Source organism: Microbulbifer maximicatervae (SeqCode), from assembly GCF_052467065.1.
Map to the genome: position 1 here is coordinate 1,716,506 of NZ_CP174299.1, position 24,970 is coordinate 1,741,475.

Below are 24,970 nucleotides of genomic sequence, written 5' to 3' on the forward strand. Positions count from 1 at the left end.
GGAAGTTTATGCGAGAATAGAAAACAGGGAATAAATTCTGAGAAAAAGTACCGGCACTTTGCGGCGCTCCAAAAAATTACTCTACAAATTTGGCAGAGTTTTTGGAGTTTCTTTACTCAAACATGTCCGGCTGTTCTTTTGCAATTACATTGTAAAGAGGCTGAAAGCTAAATAATCCCGCCAGTTCAGTTCCCACAACCGCCCGGGTTCGTATTGCCACTTCTGGATCGATCAAAATAGGCTGCCCAGCTGCTTCCGCCAGTAACTGAGCCTGGCAGCTTTTTTCCATAGTGATATACCACCAGGCAGCTTCATCGACGGATTTACCCACCGTCAGTAAGCCGTGATTCTGCAATATCAGTGCTTTGTGGTTACCCAAGGCTTTAGCAAGGGCTGCGCCTTCTCCCATTTCCAATACCACGCCGGAAAAAGTATCCAGCAAACCGTGATCCCGATAAAAGGCACAAGCATCCTGGGTAATGGGATCTAGAAGGCGCCCGAGAGTAGACCAACTTTTCCCATAAAGGGAATGGGCGTGCGCAGCGGCTACCACATCCGGGCGGGTTTTATGAATGTGAGAATGAATAGTAAAGGCTGCGCCATTAAGGTAACCCTCCCCCTCAACCACCTCTCCTTGATGATTGACCAGCAACAGTTGTGACACCGTCATCTGTTTAAAGGAAACCCCCATAGGGTTGACCCAAAAATGATCGTCATATTCCGGGTCACGGACAGTGATATGACCGGCTACGCCTTCATCAAAACCAAATTTTCCAAACAGCCGAAAAGCCGCCGTCAGCTTCCTCTTACGCTCTTCACGAACTTGTTCTGGCGGCTGGGTTGGCTCGCCAAGCAACATATTGATGTCGCCATTCATAACAGCAGCATCAATACCGGTTTTTGTTTTATTTTTTTCTGTCGTAGCCACCTAGCGGCCCTCTCATCTTTGGAAAATGCCGAGGCATGGTTATAGCATGACTTTTATTTTTTATGCGAGGATTAATAACTTAATAAAATGGTGACTGCTTAATGCGGAAAAATATAAAAGTGACTTTGATGTCTTTTCTATCAGTTTATTTTCGCCCGGTAGAAATATAAGAAAAAATTTACTGCCAAATAATGAAAAATAGGTATCTTGTACTTAGTTTCTTTTATCGAATAATTAGTACTGCTTACTCAAAGTAAATTCCTACCCAGATGTCATAGATATGACTCTGGGTAGGAGAGAGTTTACTTTATCAAAAACCTTCTAGGACTATCTTTCCTTTTGCAGCCTGGGATTCGATGAGCTGATGCGCTTTTAAAAGATTATTTGCGTTTATTTTCCCAAAATTCTGCCCCATAGTGGTTTTAATTAATCCCTGGTCAATTAATTCCGCAAGCTCATTCAATAGAACATGCTGGGCAACCATATCCTCGGTAGAAAACAGCGCGCGAGTAAACATAAACTCCCAGTGAAGAGACACACTCTTCTGCTTCAGTGCCATAACATCCAAGGAGACGGGGTCATCAATCAAACCAAACTTCCCTTGAGGTCTGATACTTTTGATAATTTCCGCCAAGTGCTCTTCGGTATTAGTGAGGCTAACAACATAGTCGACGCCATCGATACCCTCGCGACTTAACTGTTCGCTAAGAGACTGCCGATGATTGATCACATGGTGGCTTCCAAGCTCTTCAAGCCAGCTTTTGGTTTCGGGGCGGGAGGCGGTACCTATCACAGTCAAATTGGTCAGACGACGGGCCAACTGGACCATAATCGAACCCACGCCACCAGCGGCACCAATGATCAGCAGTGACTTGTTGTTTGCCCCTTTACCCACCGCAACTTGCAGGCGGTCAAATAGCATTTCCCAAGCGGTAATCGCAGTGAGAGGCAGCGCCGCCGCCTCGGCACAGCCAACCGTCTTGGGGGCAGTACCAACGATTCTCTCATCCACCAGCTGGTACTGGGCATTGCTGCCGGAACGGGAGATATCGCCCGCATACCAAACCCGATCGCCAACCTTAAAGAGTCCCGCTTCCGGGCCTACCGCTTTCACTATGCCCACAGCATCCCAGCCAAGTACCTTCCACTGACCGGTATCCGGGCTGGCCCGCTGCCTCACTTTAGTATCTACCGGGTTAACCGAAACGGCCTGTACTTCTACCAGCAGATCCCGGCCGGAGACTTGCGGTATGGGGAGGCTTATATCCTGTAGCGCTTCTTTATCACTGCTTGGCAGAGACTGTTGATAACCGACGGCCTTCATCATCAGTTTTATCCTTTTCCAATGGGGTAACGGGTGTGAAGGTATCTTAAAAAGGAATATCCACAGGAAAAACTGCCTTCTCGCAGAAGCTGTTTCAACTATTTTTTTAAATTCCAGTAACTATGGATAACTCTATCCACAGTTATCCACAAAACTGAGCTAGGGCAAGGGGAAATGGCTATCTGTGGAAAACTTGAGAAGAAATTTACTCACCAAGGCATTAAATCTTTGTGCTGCTTCCAGAAATAGGAAATGGCTTCCTCCTTCCGCCACGTCAAAGATCTCAAGCCTGGAACCCGCAACTTGCTGGTGAATCCACTGCTGGCACTCTATTGGGTGTGGACTGGCACGACCGAAAGCCACTAGCGTCGGCTTATCAATCCTGGGGATAAAATCCCGCCAGTCCTTTGTTACGTTATCCACAAAAAGCTTTGCAGCCCAGCGACGGGGACACTGCAGGTTAACCGCAACCAGCTCATCCCGTTGGGTTTTCCCCATTAAAGGCGTGACCATAGACATAAGAATTTGGCGGGTGGCCTCAGCACCTTTTTTTCCAACCAAGTTATCCACAAACTGGAAGAGGCTCTCCGGGGTCAGTATGCCTCCAGCTGCCAATCGCTCCGCTTCACTCCAGGCGGGATCTGCCAGTAGACAGGGGGGTTCATCGATTAGCACTAGTGCACTGACCCTATCCCCACCAAACATTTCCAGGTAGCTCCATATCACCGAGCAGCCGGCGGAGTGGCCGAGTAAATGAAGGGGTTCCTGTTGCAGACTTGAGATCAGCTCTTGCAAGTCCTTGGCGAGGCGGGAAATTCGATAGCCATGATTGGGCTTGTCAGACTGACCATGACCACGCATATCCAGCGCGATCACACGAAACTGATCGCTGAGCCCTGCGAGCTGATGTTTATACAACACCGCCCCCTGGGACCAGCCGTGTAGCATCAATAATATGGGGCCGCTGCCGGCCTCTAGATAGCGCAGGGTGACGCTATCAGAGGTAGTAAATTCACACAGCTTTACTCGCTTGTGCATAAACCTTTTGCGGCAGGTGAACGGTTATTCAACCGTGACTGATTTAGCCAGGTTTCTGGGTTGATCCACATCCGTACCTTTTAGCAACGCCACATGGTAACTCAATAGCTGCAGCGGCACGGTGTAGAGAATCGGCGCCAGACTCTCTGGGGAATCTGGAACTTCCACCACGGTAACACCTTCTTCACTGGTAAATCCGGCCTTGGGGCTGGCGAAAACAAACAGTTGCCCACCCCGCGCACGGACTTCCTGTAAATTGGATTTGAGTTTTTCCAGCAGCTCATCATTGGGGGCAACGACAACCACGGGCATATCGCCGTCCACCAGTGCCAGGGGGCCGTGCTTCAATTCACCGGCGGGATAGGCCTCTGCATGGATATAGGAAATTTCCTTCAGTTTTAGAGCGCCTTCCAGAGCAATGGGGAATTCGACACCACGCCCCAAGAAAAGCGCGTGATTCTTCTCTGCAAAGGCCTTGCTGGTGTTTTTAACCACCTTATCCAGACCGGTAAAACTCTCCATAAGCTCAGGTAACTGGTGCAAGGCGCTGACCAGTTCAGCTTCACGCTCCGCCGACAGGCCGTTGACCTTGGCGAGGGCGATACAGAACAGTTGTAAGGCTACCAATTGGGTCGTAAAGGCCTTGGTTGAGGCCACACCAATCTCAGGGCCCGCCTCAGTCATTAGCGATAGCTCAGATTCTCGCACCAATGAGCTATTGGGCACATTGCAGATGGTCATGGAGGCCAGGTAGCCCAGGTCCTTGCCCTGGCGCAGGGCGGCGAGGGTATCGGCCGTTTCCCCGGATTGGGAAATACTCACAAACAGCGTTCCCGGACGCACCACTTTCTTGCGATAGCGCAGTTCACTGGCCACTTCCACCGAGCAGGGAATACCGGCCCAGTCCTCCAGCCAATAGCGGGCTACCATGCCCGCATGGTAACTGGTGCCACAGGCTACTATTTGTACCTGCTGCACCTTGGGCAAAATCTCTTGGGCGCGGGCACCAAGGGCCTGGGCCAACACTGAGCGCTCACCGATACGGCCCGCCAGAGTGGCTGCGACCACCTGGGGCTGCTCGAAAATCTCTTTCTGCATAAAGTGGCGATAGCGCCCTTTATCGGTAGCTTCATGACCGCCGGTCAATTTGTGCACCGGGCGACTGACTTCCTCTCCCAACTTGTCTCGAACTGCGATGCCACCGCGACGTACTTCCGCCACATCGCCCTCTTCGAGGAATATAAAGCGATCAGTCACCTGTCGCAGGGCCATGGGATCAGATGCAATAAAGTTCTCTTCAATGCCCACCCCCAGGACCAGCGGACTACCAGAGCGGGCACAGGCCAAAACTTCTGGCTCTTCATGACTAACAACCGCGAGGGCGTAGGCACCTTCCAGTATATGCGTGGCTTCAGTCACAGAGTCGACCAGGCTGCGGCCCTCAGAACTTAATGAGTGAATAAGGTGAACCACAACTTCAGTATCGGTTTCAGACTCAAACTCATAACCTTTTCCCTGAAGCTCTGAACGCAATTCCTGATGGTTTTCGATAATGCCGTTGTGAACCAGAGCGATATGGCCAGACAGATGGGGATGGGCATTTTCATCGGAGGGAACACCGTGGGTAGCCCAACGGGTATGGGCAATGCCAATATGACCCTCGGCGCTCTCCTCACTCAATTTGGCTTCCAAATCTGCGACCTTGCCCAGGCTTTTGCGCAATTGCAGCTGGCCATCTCCACTGCTTAAGCAGACTCCGGCTGAGTCGTAACCGCGATACTCCAAGCGGCGCAGCCCTTCCAGAAGAATCCCCGTCACATTGCGCTGTGCCAGCGCACCTACGATTCCGCACATAATTATTTCCTCATTAACCCGGGAGTCTTGCCGCCCATTAACATTTCAGGCTGAGCGCCTCTGCTCCTGTCTTCAGCGGCACAAATGAGCTGGATACCCAGCTGCTCCAGTTTTTGGCTCACGGCATCCGCCAGGCCATCATCAGTTACCAGGATATCGACCTGCTCCCAGGACAATTCCAGATTGGGAATCCGCTTCCCCACTTTACTGGACTCCGCCAATACAACCACTTCCCGCGCAACTTCCGCCATTACGCGGGAGAGGCCGATTTGTTCATTAAATGTACAGGTACCGCGTTGCAAATCGATTCCATCGGCACCAATAAAAGCGCGATCGAAGTCGTATCCTCTTAGTACCTGTTCTGCAACCTGCCCTTGGAAGGCCTCAAAGTGTGGGTCCCAGGTGCCTCCGGTCATCAACAGCGTCGGTTCGTTTTCAAGTTCGCGCAGTGCATTGGCCACATGCAGCGAGTTAGTCATCACCACAAGGCCGCGCTTGATTTCAAGCTCAGGAATCATTGCCGCCGTGGTGCGACCGTAATCGATCACAATTCGATGGTGATCCGGTATCAGTTCAGCAGCGGCTCGACCAATGGCCCGCTTGCTCCCTGAGGGCCCTTCTTCATTGACCAACTCCCTCGGCACTGGGATAGCACCACCGTGGCGGCGCAGCAACAAGCCGTGATTTTCCATTGCCGTCAGATCCTTTCGAATCGTAACTTCCGAAGTTCCGAACTGCCGCGCCAATTGCTCGACACTGGTCTCTCCTACTTCATTTAGCATGTGGAGAATGCCGTGGCGGCGCTGTTGGGTGTTGCGTTTGGACATAGGCATACAAGTTTCGTTTCGAAACTTAAAGATAGCAAAACGAAACTAAAGTTCCCACAATTTTTATCAAAAACCATTACTCAACTGATTAGATACCGGTATAGGACTCACCAGGCTGTTAGAGGGACAAAGTTTCCAACATTGTCTGAAGAAAGCGCGCCAACTCTCCACCGGTAACGGCCCGGTGATCGGCACTGATAGAGAGAGGGAGTAGGGGGCGAAGTGCCGGCCATCGATTGACCACCACAACTCCCTGGCACACCCGCCCGGCACCGACAATGGCAACAGTGGGCGGCATGACTACCGGAGTGGCATAACGACCGGCTATGGAGCCGAAGTTGGAGAGAAGTATGCTTGCCCCCTGAAGGTCTCGCTGGGCGATCCCCGTCTCGCGGGCCTGGTGTTTAAAGTCCGCCACCTGCTGGAGCAGATCTTCATCAGTACGCTGGGCGACATCCCTTAGTACCGGCACATAGAGCCCTCGTGGAGAGTCCACTGCCAAGCCAATATTGATACTGCCCTGTGGCACCAGCTTCTCATCCTGATACAGGGCATTGAGGGTAGGTTCCGCCTCACAAGCTTCCTGTACTGCACGAATCAATCGCAGCAGCGCCGGAGCACTACCCCACCAGTTGGAAATATCCGCATCGTCACACAGCGTTATCTGCTTTACCTCATCCCGCGCTCGGCTCATGGACAAACCCATTGCGCGACGTGCAGGCGTCATGACTTCAGACTCAGAATCGAATTGGGGTGCAACGGCTGTAGTTCGTTCAGCAGAAGCGCGGGCAGGTGATGGATGCTGCCCCTTCGCCACAGCTCCCGGCCCCGCCGCAGTGCGTACCTGAGCTTCCGTTACCAGTGCACCCGCTGGTGATATTGACTGTAAATTTACCCCCAAACGCCTGGCCAGGGCCCGTACTCTCGGGGTGGCCAGTCGCTTCAAGCCCATCTCCGGCCCCCGCTCAGCCCCCAACACACCTTGCCCTTGCTCTATTTTTCCCACCACCGTGCCGCTGTCGGCCCGAGGACTAATCTCTTGTTCCGATTCTTCAGCTTGAGTGGGCGGGCTTTCAACTGCGACTTCTCCCTCGGCCATAAATCCCACCAGGGGATCGCCAACATTCACAGTCTCATCCACTGCCGCAAATAGCTTCTCAATAGTGCCGCCCCAAGGAGCCGGCACTTCCACCAAGGCCTTAGCGGTTTCCACTGTCACCAGAATTTCATGGGCGGCTATGGTGTCTCCCTCTTTGACATGCCACTCCCGCACTACCGCATCGGGCAGACCTTCGCCGAGATCCGGAAGGGTAAAAGTCTTCATTGTGGCCCTCCGTTGGCGTAGTCCAGCACTTCCTTTACGGCCGACAAAATACGCGGCATTCCGGGTAGATACTCATCCTCCAGTTGATAGTAGGGCATCACCGTATCGAAACCGGTCACCCGCTGTACCGGTGCCTTTAAAAGATCGAAGGCATACTCATTAATCTGTGCGATCACCTCGGCACCCAGGCCACAAAACCTGGCCGCCTCGTGCACAACGACACAGCACCCGGTTTTCTCCAGGGAGTCTATTACCGTGTGGATATCCAGGGGTTTTAGGGTGGCCGGGTCGATAACCTCAGCCTCTACCCCTTCCTCTGCGAGCTGCTCTGCGGCTTGCAGGGTCTCTTTGAGGGAAGCGCCCCAGGCGATAAGCGTAATATCGCGGCCTTCCCGCAACACAAAGGCGCGATCCAGTGGCAGAGCCTCGCCAGTGTCGGGCACTTCCTGGCGAACGGCTCGGTAAATACGTTTGGGTTCCAGGAAAATTACCGGGTCCGGGTCTCTAATTGCCGCCAATAGTAAACCGTAAGCCCGTGCAGGAGAGGAGGGCACCACAAGGCGCAGACCTGGAATATGGGCGAACAGGGCCTCGGTGCTCTCAGAGTGATGCTCCGGTGCATGGATTCCACCTCCATAGGGGGCCCGATAGACAATCGGACAGGAGAGGCGGCCGCGAGTGCGATTGCGATAGCGCGAGGCGTGGCTGAGGATCTGATCGAGACCGGGATAAATAAAACCCATAAACTGGAATTCGGCCACCGGTCGCAGGCCCTGCACCGCCATACCGACAGCCATTCCGGCAATCATGGTCTCGGCTAAGGGGGTATCCATCACCCGGTCCCGGCCAAACCTGGCCTGCAACCCCTCGGTAGAGCGAAATACGCCACCGTTCAGACCAACATCTTCACCAAATAGAACCACCATCGGGTCTGCTTGCATCTCGTAATCCAGAGCCTGGGTGACAGCCTCGACCAAAGTTATCTCAGCCATTAGCTATCTCCCTGCAACTGTTGATACTGCTCCAGAAAAGGCTCCGGCAACTTTGCATAGAGGTGGTCGAATATTGCTGTAGCGGCATCTCTGGGGGTTTCCCGGTAGATGTGGACCGCTCTCTCCAGCTTCTGCGTCAGCTCCCGTTGCATCTCTTCTTCCTGCGCATCATCCCAGGCACCACAGTTTTCCAGGTAGGATCGCAGGCGCCGCAAAGGCTCTCGGGACCATGCTTCACTGACATCTTTTTTGGGCTGGTAGCGACTGGCATCATCGGCGGTGGTGTGGTCACACAGGCGATAGCTGATCGCCTCGATCAGAGCTGGGCCAGCACCACTGCGCGCCCGCTCCACGGCATCACCCACCGCCTCACGAACGGCAATCACATCGTTGCCGTCTACCTGCAAGCCGGGTATTCCGGCGGCAATAGCCTTCTGTGCCAGAGTCTTACAGGCAGTTTGCTCATCTCGCGGTAGGGAAATAGCCCATTGATTGTTGTTGATAACGATCACTAAAGGCAGGTGCCAATCCCCAGCCAGGTTTATCGCCTCGTAAAAGTCTCCCCGCGAAGTAGATCCATCGCCCCCGGTCGAAACAGCGACGCGCATGGGTTCACCGAAATGCTCATGTTTATATTTCAGGGCAAAGGCTACACCGGCACCGTGCAACATCTGGGTGGCTATAGGCACACTCAAGGGCAAATCTTCGCGGCTATGGCGAAAGTTCTGCCCCCGTTCATCGCCCCCCCAGATCGCGTAGATCTCCTCGATAGTGACGCCCCGCTCCAGAAGAGCGCCTGTCTCCCGGTAATTGGGGCAGTAGATATCCTCTTTGGCCATGGCGGCTGCGAGACCAACACCAATAGCTTCCTGGCCGAGGCTGGAGGGATAGGTGCCAAGTTGACCGGTACGCTGCATTTTTACCGCGCGATCATCCACCATACGAGCCAGCGTCATCTGGCGGTAGTAAGCAATCAGGGTATCCGGGGTGGCAAATTCCGGTAGGGCTTGGGTCGTCTGTCCCTGTTCATCCAAATATTGCAGCGAGGCAATATCAAAACTGGCAAGCAGCTGTAATCTGGGCTTGTGCATCGGGCCATTCCTTTTGTTCCCGAAGCGCAAGTTTAATGGATAGGGTGGCTATCAACAGGCGTGGAGAGGGAAGGCCCGCCGGAATTATAGTTTCCGAGGGGCAATCCAATTACGGTAAGGGTTATTTAGCTTTTCTTGGTCGGACGCTGCCAGCCGTTAATATTGCGCTGCTTGCTACGCGCTACCGCCAACTCTTTGCTCCCCACAGCCTGGGTAATGGTGGAGCCAGCACCCACTGTGGCTCCGGCGCCCACAGTTACTGGGGCTACCAGAGCGGTGTTAGAACCTATAAAGGCATTGTCGCCGATCTCGGTCAGGGACTTGTTCACACCGTCGTAATTACAGGTAATGGTGCCAGCACCGATATTGACCGCTTCGCCCACCAGGGCATCACCGACATAAGAGAGATGATTAACCTTACTGCCCTCACCAATTTTGGCTTTTTTGGTTTCGACAAAGTTACCCACCTTGGCACCAGTGGCCAGCTCTGTGCCCGGACGCAAACGTGCAAAGGGACCAATAGTGCAAGCCTCACCAATCTCAGCGCCTTCGATAATGGAATTGGCCTCTACTTTGGTGCCATCTGCCAGACGACAGTTTTTTAGCAGGCAATTAGGTCCAATTTGTACCCCCTTACCCAGTGAAACTGTCCCTTCGAAAATGCAATTGATATCAATAGAGACATCGGTATCGCACTCCAGGCTGCCGCGAACATCTATACGCATGGGGTCCAATAAAGTCACCCCCGCATTCATAAGACCGGTCGCATGGTTATGCTGCAAAGCGCGCTCCATCTGTGCCTGCTGCGCACGGCTATTTACTCCCGCCACTTCCAGTGGATCACTGGCAATTACGCCCGTTACAGGAATACCCTCACTGACCGAACGACCGATAATATCGGTCAGGTAGTACTCACCTTGAGCATTGTCACAGGACAACTCCGGCAACCAGCGAGCCAACAGTGCTCCAGGAGTCGCCAAAATGCCGGTATTAACCTCACGGATAGCCAGGGTATCCGCATCGGCATCCTTTTCCTCAACGATCGACTGCACACAGCCGCTGTTATCCCTCACGATGCGCCCGTAACCGGCGGGATTTGCCATTTCAACTGACAGCAGGGCAGGTCCGTGATCCGCTGCCGATAGCAGTGATTGCAAACTGCCGGCCCTGACCAGAGGCACATCACCATAGAGCACCAAAACGGTGGCTCCTTCGCGGAAATAGGGCACCGCCTGGGCCACGGCATGCCCGGTACCCAATTGCTGTTCCTGCTCCACAAACCTGACACCACGATCAGCAAAGCGGTCACGTATCAGGTCTGCGCCATGCCCGATTACCACGGTAATCTGTACCTCTCCCAACAACATGGCGGTATCAATTACCCGCTCAAGCATGGGAATACCGCCAATAGGATGCAGCACTTTAGGCAGGTCAGAGTGCATGCGGGTGCCTTTTCCAGCGGCCAAAATCACAACATCGATAGTCATAACGGGTCGATATTCCAATCGTCTACAAAATTTGAGTGCATTGTGGCCACTAGACCCGGTTTACTCAAGCGAACAACAGTTCGCCCCGGGGCCCTGGTATTCAACGCATTAAGATTGCTGCGCCGCTTTGATCCCGGTAATTTACCCCCTGTGAAATCAACCGGTTACTCAACCCAACAAAACAAATATAGCCGCCAAACACAGAATCGGGCGGAGGGATATTTCAATGAACACCACCAAGCAGAACAAGCCGCGCCACCATTTGTTGGCTCTGGCTGTCCTGGCACTGACCCTGCCGATGGGTGCTGTGGCAGAAGCCGAAAGCGCTCTCGAAGCTACCAAAGAAAAGGAAGTAGAAAAGGCGGAAGCCCAATCCTGGGATATCAACAAGCCACCCTACGAATTCAAACCGATCCAGTTAGACACCCGCGAGACCACCTGGAGCAACCTGGATATCAGCCCAGATGGCAAAACCATCCTGTTCGATATGCTCGGCGATATCTACACAGTGCCGGTAGCAGGCGGCGAGGCGGTAGCCCTGACCAATGAAATCGCCTGGAATATGCAGCCGCGCTTCAGCCCGGATGGCAAGACCATCGTATTTATCAGCGACCGTGACGGCGCCGACAACATCTGGTTGATGGATCGCAATGGCGACAACCTTCGCCAGCTCACGACAGAGAAGGAAAACTTGCTGCACTCACCTAACTGGAGCCCCGATGGCCAGTACCTGGTAGCGCGTAAAGGCTTTATGTCTGGCCGCAGTATCCCCGCCGGTGAAATCTGGATGTACCACTACGGTGGGGGTGAAGGTCGCCAACTGAAAGAGCGCATCGGTGGCGATATCGCCCAGAAAAATATTGCCGATCCAGCTTTCTCTCCAGATGGACGCTATGTCTATTACTCCATCGATACCACCCCCGGCACCGTGTGGAAGTACAACAAAAACTCCACCCAGGAAATTTTTGCCATCAACCGCTATGACCTCCAGGACGGTGAAGAGGAGACCTTTGTCTCCGGTCCCGGTGGCGCAGTGGCACCTGTACCATCCCCGGATGGCAGTAAACTGGCCTTCATTCGCCGCCAGGACAACCAGACCTCCCTGTTCCTGAAAGATTTGGATACAGGACTGGAAACACCGGTTTACTCCGGCCTCGAACGCGACCTGCAGGAAATCTTTGGCCCCCATGGCAACTACGTTCAATATGACTGGATGCCCGATGGTGAATCATTGGTCGTTTGGACTGGCGGTAAATTCCTGCGCATCTCCATCAACGGCGACAGCGTCGCACCGATTGCGGCCCATGTGAAAGTTGAGAAACAGGTAGCGGATGCGGTGCGCTTCCCGGTAGACGTAGCGCCGGAAACCTTCGATGTGAAGATGATTCGCTGGGCGCAGAAATCCCCCAACGGCAAGCAGGTCGCTTTCCAGGCATTGGGCAAGATTTATATTCAGGATGTCGCCAGTGGTGAGCGTCGTCGTCTGACCCGCCAGGACGACCACTTTGAGTTCTATCCCAGCTGGTCCCGCGATGGTCGCGAGATCACCTATGTCTCTTGGGACGACCAAAACCTGGGCCATGTGAGGGTAGTTTCCGCTCGTAACGGTCGCGGTAAAAACATCACCAAGCAGCCGGGCCTATACGTTGAACCAAGCTTTTCTCCAAGTGGTGACGCAGTGGCCTACCGTCGCTTTACCGGCGGCTATCTGCTCAGCCCCGAGTACTCCCTGGAACCGGGCATTTACCTGGCAGACGCCGACGGCGACTGGCAGCGCCGGGTCGTGAAGTCTGGCTATGAGCCTCATTTCGGCGCCAGCGAAGATCGTATCTACTTCTCCGAGTACCAAAACGCTGACGGCGGCAAGCGCGTGCTGAAGAGCACCAACCTGGAAGGCAAGGATGAGCGCGAGCACCTGCACGGCGCTGAGATTACTTCCTTCCGCCTGTCTCCAGACGGCAAGTGGGTTGCCTTCACCCAGGACTTCAAAGCCTTTGTCGCGCCCTTTATGCATACTGGCAAATCCGAGGTTATCGGCCCCGATAGCAAAGCAGTCAAAGTCACCCAGGTATCCAAGCGCGCCGGTGAAAACCTGCATTGGTCTGCCGATAGCGACACTTTGGGCTGGGCACACGGCCCCAAACTGTTCGAGCGAGAACTGAAGGACGCCTTCGAATTTGTCGCCGGCGCTCCGGAGGAACTGCCAGAGCCAGTTTCTGAAGGCATCGACCTGAGCTTTGAACAGTCCTTCGACAATCGCGCAGGTCTCGTTGCCCTCACAGGCGGCAAGGTTGTCACTATGCGCGATGCGGAAAACACCCGTGAAATTATCGACAATGGTGTGGTTCTGTTCCGGGGCAACCGTATTGTCGCCGTGGGACCCGCAGCGGAAGTGGAGATTCCCACCGAAGCGAAGCGTATCGATATCACCGGCAAAACCGTTTTACCGGGGCTTATTGACGCTCATGCCCACGGTGCTCAGGGTCGCGAAGAGATTATCCCGCAGCAGAACTGGAACCTGTTCTCCAGCCTGGCATTTGGAGTGACTACTATTCACGACCCCTCCAATGACAGCAGCGAGATCTTCTCCGCCGCTGAAATGCAAAAGGCCGGCCTGATTACTGGGCCGCGTATTTTCTCCACCGGCACCATCCTCTATGGCGCCAAAGGTCCAGGCTACAAAGCCAAGATCAACTCCCTGGAGGACGCTCAGTTCCACGTGAACCGCCTCAAGGAAATGGGCGCCATCTCAGTGAAGAGCTACAACCAGCCCCGCCGCAACCAGCGCCAGCAAGTACTGCAGGCAGCCCGCGAAGCCGGCATTATGGTAGTGCCCGAGGGCGGCGGTAAGTACCAGCACAATATGAACATGATTGTGGACGGGCACACCGGTATTGAGCACTCACTGCCGATCGCCAATGTCTACGGCGATGTGGAGCAGCTGTGGAGCCAAACCCAAGTGGGTTATACACCGACCTTCGTCGTGGCCTACGGCGGTCTCTGGGGTGAGGAGTACTGGTATGACCGCACCGAGGTATGGAAGAACGAGCGCCTGACCCGCTTTACCCCCGATTTTATCGTTAACCCCCGCTCTATCCGTCGCCCCACTGCGCCGGATGCCCACTACAACCACTTTAATGTGGCCCGTCAGGCCAAGCAGCTGCGCGACGAAGGTGTCACCGTACATATCGGCGCCCACGGCCAGCGCGAAGGACTTGGAGCCCACTGGGAGATGTGGATGATGGAGCAGGGCGGTTTTACTCCTTGGGAAGCCTTCCGTGCCGGTACTATCGATGGTGCCCGCTACTTGGGTATGGACGGTGATATCGGCAGTATTGAAGCTGGTAAGCTGGCTGACCTGATCGTGGTTGACGGCAACCCCTTGGATAACCTCCGCCTGTCAGAGAACATTACCTACACGGTAATTAATGGCCGGGTGTTTGAGGCGGAGACCATGAATGAAGTAGGGGCTGGCGAACGCTTGGCATTCTTCCACGAACGCCTGCCTATCAGCGCTATGCCCGCTCCTACGGCAGAAGCGGTACAGGAGAAGATGGAACGCCACCACTGGGTACACTAACCTCAGGCACAAACTGAGATGTAAACAAAAGGCCGGGGACAAACCTCCCCGGCCTTTTTTATTTTAAAGCCCTACCTGGTCCGGCGACGTCCTCCCAGCTTATGCCAGAGAATGGCACGATAGATTGCGACAGGCAGTCTAAAGATTCCCGTAATCAGCCACCAAAATGACTCATAGATGGCAATCGTCTGATCCACTAATGGATGATCCTGGTCGAGCCTTTCTGGATAGTGATCGTGTCGTAATATGCCTCGATGAAACAGAAATCTGCGTAAAGGCCGGCTCAGTCGCCAACTAAAAGACTTGGTTATACGGTTTAAGTTATCGGCGAGAAAGCTCTCAGAGGCTATCTTTTGCTGTGTGAGCAGTTCGAAATAGTGGCTTTTGGACTTATTTTCGTTCTGCCAATCAGTATCAAAATCCATCTTTGTTAGCCAATCGCTTTCCCCGAATCCATCTATCTTGCGCAGATCCGATGTGTATTGAGGGATAGTTATCTGATTTTTAATGATGGCCTTGGAAATACGATATACATCAGCATTCATCCGGTCAGGGTTCTGCAATTCCCGAATCAGCCTTTGCTGAAAGCCTGACCGAAATTTGAAATGGAGAAGATGAGCGCAATTTTTACTGAGAGGAACCGGCGTACATGAGTGGGTTGAACGTAAATATTGAAAACCCGTCCGCCAATAAACCAGCGGAATTTTATAGGATTTAACAAAGTAATCAGAAATACCAGATATTTGCGCTCTGGCTTTGGAGCGAATTTCAAAAAAAGGAAAAGCTAATATGCTTTTTTTCTTAAAGCTTTTATAAGATACATAGTTAGGCGTTGATTCCATTAACTCGGAAAGATTTCTTATATCATATGTATTCCCTTGAAGGTTGTCGCTAAAGAAATCTATTAGTGGAGTATATAGAGCAAAAGCTAATTCACCCTGCATAAGCTGAGTCATAACTTTCAGGGAAGTTTTACCTGAAACTTCAGGTAACCAGAGAAACTCATCAGCATCAACCACAAGAGTCCATTTTCCCTGGCAATAGTTCCGGGCAATTCGGTTAACCCAATCTACACCTGCGTTTGCCTGGGGGTAGCCACAATCAACTTCGTATAGCTGGACATCATTCTGCTTCAGTAGATAGCTTACCGAGTTATCGCTACTTCCCGTATCCACCAAATGGAAACATGTCACACCTAAAGACCGGTAATGGTCAAGAAAAGCTGGGAGAATATCCAATTCATCTCGGAAGATACAAATAAGAGGGAAGCGTGTTTCACTAGCACTTTCAATGTACTTAACTACTTTCAAACTTTCACCCTAGCGAATTTACGCAGCCTTCGAATCGTTCGCTTTAAAAACCCTGGCTTATATTTTCCCCCTTTATTTTTTTTCGCTTCTTTTTGCTGTTTTCTTAGTAGTAGGAGACTTTTCTCTTCCGAGTCGAGCCCTTCAAGGTAAGGACTTATTTGCCTGAAATCTCCTTCTTCTTGAAGGTGATTTCTGGATTTCATAGAATTGTCACCGGTGCGATAGTAATATAAAGGATCAGGATAATAGGATACATTTTCCTTTGCTAAAATTAGCTTGCTATAGAATTCAATATCATCCTTACCTGTTCTATATCTCTCTGTATAACCTCCGTGATCTCTAAACTTAGTAGCTTTTATCAGACACGTCGCATCACCGACTATATTTACTTTCGTTGCCCAAGCTCTAGCTGGCCCCATAAAACGAATTTGAGTTCCGAGCTTACCTTCTGGAGTATTAGGTGCCCCCTTGCCGCTGAATCGGATAGAGCTACAAGTCAGGCAATCAATATCTGCAAAAGTTGCAGCGCTAACCAACTTGTCTACCATTTCCGGCATCATGACATTGTCATCGTCAAAAAAAAGTAGATAATCTCCACTTGCATTTTGTGCTGCAGTATTTCTAGCAGCCCCTACATATCGGTTTTCCTGGTATACAAACTGCCATCCATTCTTCTGATAGTGACTTTCTATAATTTCCAGCGCGTGTAGCGCTTCTTGTGAATGGCTACCATCATCAACCACAATAACTTCTATGTTCTTATAGGTCTGATCTTCAATGCTTTTTAATGCTTGATAGAGAAAGTCTGGACGCTCAAAATGAGTTACGCATATAGAAACTAAGGGATCATGTCTATTGGAAGATCGGGCGTTTTTAATAATTGAATGCTCTTGGCCATGCCATTTATTCCATACATCTAACGACTTCTTAAGCCTCTGGTGTTTTATACCCGGCGCGGGCAGTTTCTTTGCATGTAATTCTAACTTTCTCGCTAAAGCAATATGATTTGGCTTGAAGAGGATTTTTTTTCCATTTTCGTCATCAAGTAATTCTCGAGTACCACCAGTATCAGCAGCAATAAATGGTACTTTAGTTGCAAGGCATTCGTAGACAGAAATCGGAGAATTCTCTAACAAAGCTGGGATCACAGCCAAACGTCCTTCTCCACTCAAATACTCTACAGCCTGTATAGCATTACAATCACTTATAAAGGAGACATCTGTACTCCAATGCTTCTGGTTTTCCTCTATGAATTTTCGAGCATCAAATCGATAAGAGTACCCTCCCAAAAAAGTAATCGATGGTAATCTAACTCTTCTTTTAGCAAGAGTGTTTAATGCATTCACAAAAAGAATAATCCCCTTACGAGGCTCAAGACGCCCGAAAAACACCCATTCTTTTGTCTCTAAGTTACTATTTTTTATGGCTTCATTATCAGGTAATAGATCGTCCAAAAATACATTTGGCCAATAGTAACTGCGCTCAGGCAGGCGGTATTTATTATTTTTCATCCAGCAGACTAAATGCTGACTCCCACAGATCAGAGTATCTGCCATCTCGGCACTTCTACGCTCCATAAATACCCACCCCAATTGCCGTTCCTCTTTAAGGAATTGTTGATTACCTTCGGCAGACCAGAGTGTTGGGGAAGAACCTTTAACAGCAAAATGTATATCTTGGAATGCAATACCAAGACTCTTGGCAAGTAATGCTATATAACCCATTCCACGCCATTCTGAAACATGGACAATATCAAAGCGATCATTTCGCTTGAGCCACTCATAGGCTGCATAGGGCATTGCCATAGTGCGAGCCATTGTCGTTTTAGATAGTGCCTGCGGTGCAACACCATGAAATTCAACATTAAGTTTTGCAAAAAAATTTTTTGTGATTTTCATTTTCACAGGATTTTTTGCTAAACCATTAACGAAACAGATGGTGACTTTGTGACCAGATCTCTGTAGAAAAACAGCCAAATGAAAGTAAGCCGTTCCAATGCCACCATTTTTTATTGGACCAAACATATCCTCCGTTAGGATGCATATACGTTTAGGCTTCTGAACAGCTTCAAGGCGTAAATCCTCGTGAAGCTCTTTCATTATTCAAGTCACCTTAGATCGCAACTAGCATTTGTTTAAGATAACGCAATCGGCCATTTCGTAAGACAAGTCCATTTTCCTTAACACGTACGGTAATCTCTGAGTTTTCCTGCTTTATTTCAGGGGTTAATGAGAACCGGAATCCATACCAAGCTAGTTTCGGGTTTCGAGTACCGAAACGTTCCACATAACGATTCGCCGTGGCTTCAGCTACAATGTTTCCATTCACCTCTAAGACAATCACTAAATTTTTAGCTATATTGCTTCTATCCCATGCCCATCCCTCAAGAACCCGTGGATCGAGTGCAAAAAGCTCTCGTGGTGGAATTGACCCCTTAATAGGTGAGCCAGTATATCCCTTAAATATACGTTGCAAGGTAGTACCTGATTTTTGAATCACAGCCTGAAAACTAAACTTGGGTTTAAATTCAGTTTCATTGATTTTTCCCTGCTCATGGATAATTTTTGCAATATCATGTTCAGGCTCATCCTTACCTTCTACTGTATAATCCTTGTCTACAAACTCTCCTACCTCTGCGTGATCTTGCCCATATAAAGTGGTATCTTCAGTATCTACCCCTTGAATGTTTTCAGGTGTGTTATTTTCTGATTTAGAGAAGAAACTCCAGGTATATTTTTGGTTAAATATCTCCTCAACAGCTACCTCATTAAGTATTGGGCTTCCAGAGATAGCTGCAAATACATTTTTAGAAAGTTTTATAACCCGTATAAAACGGGTGTAAGTCATTTCTTGATCTTCTAAAAGAAACTTAATATTAAATTTTTCACCTTCTTCCCATTTATCTGGAATTGGGAATCTATGTAAAGTAAGTTCATTATCTTGTAGCTCCAAAGAAATTGACTGGGGCTCGCCATTAACGATTAATTGCCTATTTCCCGGACCTTTGGCTACACAGAGCAAATGGGAATTTCTCTCGTCCAAACCAACAACCACCCTCGGATTACGGTTTTTCATTTTACGAGGCCGGTCGGCATGTAAAAGCCACACAGGTTCCTCATCCAAACGATTCTTATCCCGATAAAGTGCTGGTCTTAATTTAGCTCCAATAGGCTGAGCTGAAGGAAGAAGGGCTAGTTTACGATAGGCAATATTATCATTTTCAATCAACGACATTGAGCGAAGGTAGACTGAGTTAGCGTTATTTCGAGATTCTTCCAATTCCTCTAAATAGTAATCACTCCGAAGATGGCACTCAGGAATAACCATCAATTCAAACCCAAATTCTTTGTTCGCCCTTAAAATATATTCTTGTACCAAACCGTAGCGAATATCATAAGGGAGTATTGACCCCACCTTGCTTGATACCAGTTTTGGGATACAAATAATATTTGTGCCTATTGCATTTCCAAAGCTGATCTCAGACACGATATCTCCACCTATCGGCATTACCACCTTGTTTTCAGGTAGAGATAAAAAGCTAGTGATTATGAATTCATGATTTATTTGAAGAGCTTTGCGTAACTCACCACAAAATTTTCCACCTAATCGAGAGGATGTACCATCACAGAGAATGCAAGCATCTAGAGTACTTTCAGAAAGACTTTTTGCCAGTGCAATCCCTGCTGGAAATCCAATGAAATCCACCAAACTACAATTGAGACCGGCTTCCAATAGAAAGTTAGAAGCTCTCTCAGCAATATTTTCAAGATAGGGATCAATTAATAAAAATTTGATGGAGTCGGGTCTATCAACTAAAAGTGCCTCAGAAAATTCCATAACACTCTCAGTATCCCGCAATAGAACAACTACTTCTAGGGTCGGTAGCTCCATCTCATTAGAAACTGTTAAGGTGGGAGAGCCTGTAATCTTAGTGATCGCTTCAGCGCCACCATACTGCTTAAAAAGATCTGCTAAGTAGGCATGAAAACCATACCAAACTTGAAGGTTATAATTGTTATCAAAACTGGAATGCGCAATCCTATGCCCACTCTTCAGTACCTCTTCTAGCCTTTTCGCAAGCTCAAATGCGTAGGGTGCGATAAGACAACTTTCATGGTCTTCTTTTGCGATAAGCTCTGGAGTTCCCCCTACTCGCGTTGCAATAAAAGGAATATTATTCTCCAGTGTTTCATATACTGCCATGGTGGAGTTTTCAATCAGGGAGGGCATTACCGCTATCATATCCCTGGAACATAAAAACGAGAGAGCTTCCGGCTGGTTATAATCTGTGATGCAATTGACTTCAAAACTCCAAGTAGATGCTTTTCGCTCAATATAGTCCGCAACCTTCTCATTGTTTTGATTAGGTAAGGCTTCACCATATTTACCTAGGAAATTAACTCTGGTAGGACAATTCCCCGTCCGCTCAAGTAAATCCAGAGCCGTACAAAAGAGCTCCAGTCCCTTCCGCATTTCCAAACGACCAAAGAAGGTCAATTCGTTAGTGCGAACTATATCACCAGGCTTTCGATTAATGCGTTTATCATCAACAGGAACTTCAGAAAAATCGAGAATATTTGGCTGAACATAAGTTGATGTTGGCAGCTTATAGCCGACATAGCGCATAAAGCAAAGTAGGTGTGCGCTACCACCAATTACCATATCGGCAAATTCAACACATTTCTGCTCAGCAAAACTCGCTGGTAACAGCTCCCTTTTTACCAATGGCTGCATTTGATAATGACGATTCCAGAGGTGCGGGGACGATGTCTTTACAATAAATAAAGTATCTTTAAACGCCAAACCCAATTTCTTAACCATCAACGCATAAATTAATCCACCTCGCCATTCGGAAGTGTGGATAACATCAAAACGTCTCTGTTCAATTAACCAGCGGTATGCCGCACTATATCGTCGCTGCCAACTCTGTGAGGGGCCGATTATTGTTTCATCCGTGTGCACCAAGTAGTGCAGTGAAACACCAAAATTGGAATATTCCTCAACCCAATACTCAGGTGTTTCATTCTCAACTGTTTCACCTTTTAAGTAGAGCACATGTACTTCATGCCCATGTGCTGCCAGTCCTTTCGCTAGGTGATAGTAGGTTGAAGCAATCCCTCCATTTCTCACCGGACCTAGGATTTCTTCTGTGGCTATACAAACTCTGAGCTTCTGGTCCGACTCAAAACCTGCATAAGTATTTAAATCAGGGAATGATTCTACTGAAAATTTGTCAATCTGCATTCTGTAGGGCCCTCTGCGAGAGGCTAGGCTTCAGAACATCCTCCTTATTGACAAAGTAATCCCATGTAATTTGAATACCATCCCTTAATGATACCTCCGGCCTAAAGCCCAAGTACTGTTTTGCTTTAGTAATATCCGTATAGTTATGGCGCACTTCACCTGCCCTGAAAGGGTGGTTAGCTATTTCAAGATCTTCATGGCAGCCTGAGACGTCCCTAAGTAAACTAATTACTTCGTTAATTGACGTCGGCTGGCCGCTACCCAGCTGAAATACCCCATTTTCTCTCTTTTTCAGAGCCCTAATTATTCCCTGGCAGAGATCGCCTACAAAAATAAAGTCTCTAGTCTGATAGCCATCTCCGTAGACATCACAGACCTGTCCTTTCAGAATATTTTTAATAAAGGCTGCTATCACACTTCCTTTGTGAAAGGAAAGCGGACCATAAACATTAGAGAATCGTAAAGAAGTTATTGATAATCCATAACTTTGAGAATATGCAGAACAGTAGGCCTCTGCTGCAGCCTTAGACGCACCATAAGCCGATGCGGGATTCATTGGCATTAATTCATGTACTGGTGGATCAGCTTCTCCAATGATCGCCCCACCTGTAGAAGCATTAATAAGATGTCTAACCTCATACCTTCGCATTGCTTCCAGAAGATTGACAGTTCCCTGTACATTTACTTCAAAATTATAGACAGGGTTATTTATTGAATTAATAACACGTGTATCTGCAGCTAAATGTATAACAGCATCAGCTTGCTTTACAGCTTCATCTACATCCCGTTGGTTTCTAACATCTCCTCTAATAAATTGGTGAGGTATTCCGGCTAATGCTGCGGTAGTGCCAGTGACCTCATTATCTAAAACTAAAATTTCGTCATATAAACTCAAAGTACTGAGATATTTGACTAAATTTGAACCTATAAATCCACATCCACCAGTAATAAGGATTCGCGTAGACATAGCTAAAGCTACCCACTAGGAAATGGTTTCAGTAACTTCACTAGTTTTTTCCCGATAGGAAATATCGGCAAGTTTATTACCTTTTGTCCAATAAGAAACGCAAGGTATTTTTGTATGATCAGCCCGATCTTGATATTGCATTGTTATATCTGTAATTTCTTGCAGAAGACTATCTTTAATACGAATCGGCTGCCATCCAAATGAACGAAGTAAATCATTTTTTACATTGAGATCATTTCTCTCTGCCTCCTTCCTCGGGTTTGGCAGATAACTTATTTCACAGTCTGTCAGTGATTGAACTAATTGTGCAAGATCGGAAAGTGTTTGCGTTTCCGCCATCTGATTGAGAATCAGTGGCCGTTCACCGAGCTCCGGTGGATGTAAAAGTGCCTGCTCAATACATTTGCAAGTATCAGTGATATGGATAAATGCGCGAGTTTGACCACCTGTGCCATGAACAGTCAGTGGGAAACCGACAGTCGCTTGCATTAGAAATCTATTTAGGACTGTGCCGTAGTCCCCGTCATAATCAAAACGATTTATCAGACGCTCATCCAAACTAGAGAGTTCAGTCTGCGTTCCCCAAACAATCCCCTGGTGAAGGTCAGTAATACGAAGCCTGTCATTTTTCGCATAATACTGAAACATCTGCGAATCCATCGTCTTAGTCATATGGTAAATGGAGCCGGGATTAGGCGGATAAACGATAGAGTCTGAAATTTGACGATTATCAACTGTCTCTATTTTTACATCCAAGTAACCTTCAGGTATTGGTATGGGCTCCTCATGGCCGTAACCATACACTCCCATTGTACCTAGGTGAACCAAGTGGATATCAAGCTGCGTTTCTACAATCGCATTGAGAATATTATGAGTACCACAAATATTATTAGCGATCGTATAATTTTTAGTAGCGCTGCTTTTCATCGAATAGGGGGCAGCGCGCTGCTCACCAAAATGAACTATACTATCTGGCTTTTCCTCCTCTAGGAAATTTACAAGATCGTTAAATTTCTGGGAAACATCCAACTCGACAAAGCGAATAACCTTTCCCGTTAACTCAAACCAAGTATCAATACGTTCTCTCAGTTCTCGAATCGGTGTTAATGATTCTACATTGAGCTCACTATCAATTTTTCTTCTAGAAAAATTGTCAATAATAATAACTTCATGACCTAAATTACTCAGATGTAATGAGGTTGGCCATCCACAAAAGCCATCGCCACCGACTATTATCAGTTTCAAAGAGCCACCTCCGCAAGTTTTGCCAACCAGACCGTTGGCAGATCAATTTATTCAGGATTGAGGTGTTATCGTCTGCTGCTTAATTGGATAACGTGAACCTTACAAAATCCAATTTATAACACAGGCTTTCCGGCTTTACCGATTATACGAGTTAGCATCCGCGCCAACTTTTGTAGATTGCACCTTGAATAGTTTTCTCAGAGAAAATAAATTTATTATTTGACAGCTCCAACTTTCACATTTATGAATATTTTCATAGCTTAAGAAAATCAGTGCTAGCTGCGAGCATGTACTCAATAATAAGCAATCTTATTATATTTGATTTAAATCGAGCGCAACTGCACCTATTTGCAGCATGCAAGTCAATATCCACGCCAAAAAACCTGGTTACCATTACTTGGAAAATTAAATGTCTACTTTAGAAATCAATCAGCTGGATAACTTTGAACAAGGGAAGCAAGCTGCATTAGCTGGAGAAATAGACCTGGCGAGAGAGTTATTGCGTCCAATTGCCGATCTCAACCCTTTTCATCCGGCTACTTATTTTCTGTGCTATGCCGAATCAAAAAATGGTTCGATTCTAAATTGTGATAAGTATGCGCTGACCTTCATCTCAAGACATCCACACCATGTAGGCATGAGAATAATCTCCGCTATGCTAAATATAGCTAAAGGAGACATAGATCAAGCTGAAAAAGATATAAAAATAGCAATCAAGTGTAACCCAGAACATAAACGAGCTCTGAAAGTCTTTGACCAAGTCAAACTGATACGAATCGAAAATAATGCCAGGGAAGCGATTGAAATTTTAGACACTTCCCGTTCTCACCCTGCATTTTCAAAACTTTCCCGCTCAAAGGCAGCAAAACAACTGAAGAAAATAGAACCTTTAGAAGATTGGGACAATCATGAATTACAGGCTAAAATCGCATTTTTCCACAACTGCACTAATATACGCCACGCACTAAAGAATTTTGATTCGGATCTCATCACTAGTGCCGTTGAACTCGGCTACTGCTCATGGCCAAGAAAATTACATAAATATGTACAAGGGTGCAATGTTTTAGATGTCGGTTGTGGTTTTGGCGGCTATGCCATGGGCTACCTCTGTGCTGGGGCAAATAGTTATACCGGTGTAGACCCTGCAATGTCTTTAGACTCCAGGAGAGTTCGCAATAAAAGGATAAGAAAGTGGGTTAACGCTCCAATGTCCGGCCAGGACATCATGGATTTGATCCCGGATATTGATCTACGCCAGTGCTCTACCCGCGATCTCGTCGGTATAAAAACCTTTGATACGGTTTGCCTACACAATGTCACTGAGCACCTATTGGAAATAGAAGGTGTGTTTGAAGATATTGCGGGGTTGTTAACCAAAGGAGGGAAAATTATATTTCTGCATCACAACTTTTATGGCTGGAGTGGGCACCATATGCCTCCTCATAATCCATCAGTCTTGGATGAAGGGAATCCAGATCATCTTAAGTTTTGTGATTGGAACCATATTAATATTGTTCGCCATTTGCCACACGACCACTATTTACACACACATCTAAATCGCATTCGAATCGATGAATTACGCGCATTAACACGTAAGTATTTTAATATCGATACCTGGGAACTACAGCCTTCACATAGTAATGTTTTAGAACGTTTAACTCCGGAAATAGAGACCAGAGTAAGAGAAGAAATTCCTGATATTACACTGGATGAAATGAAGACAAATGTTGTTTTTTGTGTAGCTTACGCTAAGTAATTA

The 24,970-nt window shown here is 48.4% G+C and carries 16 protein-coding genes; 2 read left to right on the forward strand and 14 right to left on the reverse strand.

Annotation, left to right across the window (positions count from 1 at the left end):
* Positions 1-112: 112 nt before the first annotated feature.
* From ACJJI1_RS07630 to glmU, 9 genes are all read right to left on the reverse strand, one after another.
* On the reverse strand, positions 113-877 hold the full coding sequence (locus tag ACJJI1_RS07630; RefSeq protein WP_444959369.1) for a class II aldolase/adducin family protein: 765 nt from the start codon (positions 875-877) through the stop codon (positions 113-115).
* A gap of 361 nt (positions 878-1,238) precedes the next feature.
* Positions 1,239-2,255: a zinc-binding alcohol dehydrogenase family protein gene (locus tag ACJJI1_RS07635; RefSeq protein WP_444958991.1), complete on the reverse strand. Its 1,017-nt coding sequence runs from the start codon at positions 2,253-2,255 to the stop codon at positions 1,239-1,241.
* 156 nt (positions 2,256-2,411) lie between these two features.
* The gene (locus ACJJI1_RS07640) at positions 2,412-3,290 is read right to left on the reverse strand and encodes an alpha/beta fold hydrolase (RefSeq protein WP_444958992.1); all 879 of its coding nucleotides are present in this window, start codon (positions 3,288-3,290) and stop codon (positions 2,412-2,414) included.
* Between the two features lie 24 nt (positions 3,291-3,314).
* Positions 3,315-5,144 (reverse strand): glutamine--fructose-6-phosphate transaminase (isomerizing), encoded by a 1,830-nt coding sequence (gene glmS / locus ACJJI1_RS07645; protein ID WP_444915136.1) that lies wholly within the window; start codon positions 5,142-5,144, stop codon positions 3,315-3,317.
* A gap of 2 nt (positions 5,145-5,146) precedes the next feature.
* Positions 5,147-5,971, reverse strand: coding sequence for a DeoR/GlpR family DNA-binding transcription regulator (locus ACJJI1_RS07650; protein WP_444959370.1), 825 nt, complete (start codon positions 5,969-5,971; stop codon positions 5,147-5,149).
* A gap of 118 nt (positions 5,972-6,089) precedes the next feature.
* The gene (locus tag ACJJI1_RS07655) at positions 6,090-7,295 is read right to left on the reverse strand and encodes a dihydrolipoamide acetyltransferase family protein (RefSeq protein WP_444958993.1); all 1,206 of its coding nucleotides are present in this window, start codon (positions 7,293-7,295) and stop codon (positions 6,090-6,092) included.
* On the reverse strand, positions 7,292-8,287 hold the full coding sequence (locus tag ACJJI1_RS07660) for an alpha-ketoacid dehydrogenase subunit beta (RefSeq protein WP_444958994.1): 996 nt from the start codon (positions 8,285-8,287) through the stop codon (positions 7,292-7,294). Before ACJJI1_RS07660 ends, ACJJI1_RS07655 begins: the two co-directional genes overlap by 4 nt.
* A complete protein-coding gene (gene pdhA / locus ACJJI1_RS07665) occupies positions 8,287-9,378 on the reverse strand; it encodes a pyruvate dehydrogenase (acetyl-transferring) E1 component subunit alpha (RefSeq protein WP_444906817.1) in 1,092 nt (363 codons plus the stop codon). The genes ACJJI1_RS07660 and pdhA overlap by 1 nt, the downstream gene beginning before the upstream one ends.
* A gap of 125 nt (positions 9,379-9,503) precedes the next feature.
* Positions 9,504-10,865, reverse strand: a complete 1,362-nt coding sequence (gene glmU / locus ACJJI1_RS07670; RefSeq protein ID WP_444958995.1) for a bifunctional UDP-N-acetylglucosamine diphosphorylase/glucosamine-1-phosphate N-acetyltransferase GlmU — start codon at positions 10,863-10,865, stop codon at positions 9,504-9,506.
* A gap of 226 nt (positions 10,866-11,091) precedes the next feature.
* Here glmU and ACJJI1_RS07675 point away from each other — a divergent pair, with 226 nt between their 5' ends.
* On the forward strand, positions 11,092-14,445 hold the full coding sequence (locus tag ACJJI1_RS07675; protein WP_444958996.1) for an amidohydrolase family protein: 3,354 nt from the start codon (positions 11,092-11,094) through the stop codon (positions 14,443-14,445).
* A gap of 71 nt (positions 14,446-14,516) precedes the next feature.
* On the opposite strand, the gene ACJJI1_RS07680 is transcribed toward ACJJI1_RS07675, so the two are convergent.
* The 5 genes from ACJJI1_RS07680 to ACJJI1_RS07700 are packed head-to-tail and all read right to left on the reverse strand — an operon-like array spanning position 14,517 to position 23,211.
* Positions 14,517-15,755: a glycosyltransferase family 2 protein gene (locus tag ACJJI1_RS07680; RefSeq protein ID WP_444958997.1), complete on the reverse strand. Its 1,239-nt coding sequence runs from the start codon at positions 15,753-15,755 to the stop codon at positions 14,517-14,519.
* Positions 15,752-17,854 (reverse strand): glycosyltransferase, encoded by a 2,103-nt coding sequence (locus ACJJI1_RS07685; RefSeq protein ID WP_444958998.1) that lies wholly within the window; start codon positions 17,852-17,854, stop codon positions 15,752-15,754. The genes ACJJI1_RS07680 and ACJJI1_RS07685 overlap by 4 nt, the downstream gene beginning before the upstream one ends.
* A 13-nt stretch (positions 17,855-17,867) precedes the next feature.
* Complete coding sequence (locus ACJJI1_RS07690) at positions 17,868-20,999, reverse strand: glycosyltransferase family 4 protein (RefSeq protein WP_444958999.1); 3,132 nt, start codon at positions 20,997-20,999, stop codon at positions 17,868-17,870.
* On the reverse strand, positions 20,989-21,966 hold the full coding sequence (locus tag ACJJI1_RS07695; RefSeq protein ID WP_444959000.1) for an NAD-dependent epimerase/dehydratase family protein: 978 nt from the start codon (positions 21,964-21,966) through the stop codon (positions 20,989-20,991). The genes ACJJI1_RS07690 and ACJJI1_RS07695 overlap by 11 nt, the downstream gene beginning before the upstream one ends.
* A gap of 15 nt (positions 21,967-21,981) precedes the next feature.
* Positions 21,982-23,211, reverse strand: coding sequence for an NAD-dependent epimerase/dehydratase family protein (locus ACJJI1_RS07700; RefSeq protein ID WP_444959001.1), 1,230 nt, complete (start codon positions 23,209-23,211; stop codon positions 21,982-21,984).
* Between the two features lie 409 nt (positions 23,212-23,620).
* Between ACJJI1_RS07700 and ACJJI1_RS07705 the strand changes: the two genes are divergently transcribed.
* Positions 23,621-24,967, forward strand: a complete 1,347-nt coding sequence (locus ACJJI1_RS07705; RefSeq protein WP_444895620.1) for a methyltransferase — start codon at positions 23,621-23,623, stop codon at positions 24,965-24,967.
* The last annotated feature ends 3 nt before the right edge of the window (positions 24,968-24,970 follow it).

Coding starts and splice junctions, on each gene's coding strand:
- ACJJI1_RS07630 (WP_444959369.1), bottom strand. CDS start 877: ATGAATGGCGACATCAATATGTTGCTTGGCGAGCCAACCCAGCCGCCA.
- ACJJI1_RS07635 (WP_444958991.1), bottom strand. CDS start 2,255: ATGATGAAGGCCGTCGGTTATCAACAGTCTCTGCCAAGCAGTGATAAA.
- ACJJI1_RS07640 (WP_444958992.1), bottom strand. CDS start 3,290: ATGCACAAGCGAGTAAAGCTGTGTGAATTTACTACCTCTGATAGCGTC.
- glmS (WP_444915136.1), bottom strand. CDS start 5,144: ATGTGCGGAATCGTAGGTGCGCTGGCACAGCGCAATGTGACGGGGATT.
- ACJJI1_RS07650 (WP_444959370.1), bottom strand. CDS start 5,971: ATGTCCAAACGCAACACCCAACAGCGCCGCCACGGCATTCTCCACATG.
- ACJJI1_RS07655 (WP_444958993.1), bottom strand. CDS start 7,295: ATGAAGACTTTTACCCTTCCGGATCTCGGCGAAGGTCTGCCCGATGCG.
- ACJJI1_RS07660 (WP_444958994.1), bottom strand. CDS start 8,287: ATGGCTGAGATAACTTTGGTCGAGGCTGTCACCCAGGCTCTGGATTAC.
- pdhA (WP_444906817.1), bottom strand. CDS start 9,378: ATGCACAAGCCCAGATTACAGCTGCTTGCCAGTTTTGATATTGCCTCG.
- glmU (WP_444958995.1), bottom strand. CDS start 10,865: ATGACTATCGATGTTGTGATTTTGGCCGCTGGAAAAGGCACCCGCATG.
- ACJJI1_RS07675 (WP_444958996.1), top strand. CDS start 11,092: ATGAACACCACCAAGCAGAACAAGCCGCGCCACCATTTGTTGGCTCTG.
- ACJJI1_RS07685 (WP_444958998.1), bottom strand. CDS start 17,854: ATGAAAGAGCTTCACGAGGATTTACGCCTTGAAGCTGTTCAGAAGCCT.
- ACJJI1_RS07690 (WP_444958999.1), bottom strand. CDS start 20,999: ATGCAGATTGACAAATTTTCAGTAGAATCATTCCCTGATTTAAATACT.
- ACJJI1_RS07695 (WP_444959000.1), bottom strand. CDS start 21,966: ATGTCTACGCGAATCCTTATTACTGGTGGATGTGGATTTATAGGTTCA.
- ACJJI1_RS07705 (WP_444895620.1), top strand. CDS start 23,621: ATGTCTACTTTAGAAATCAATCAGCTGGATAACTTTGAACAAGGGAAG.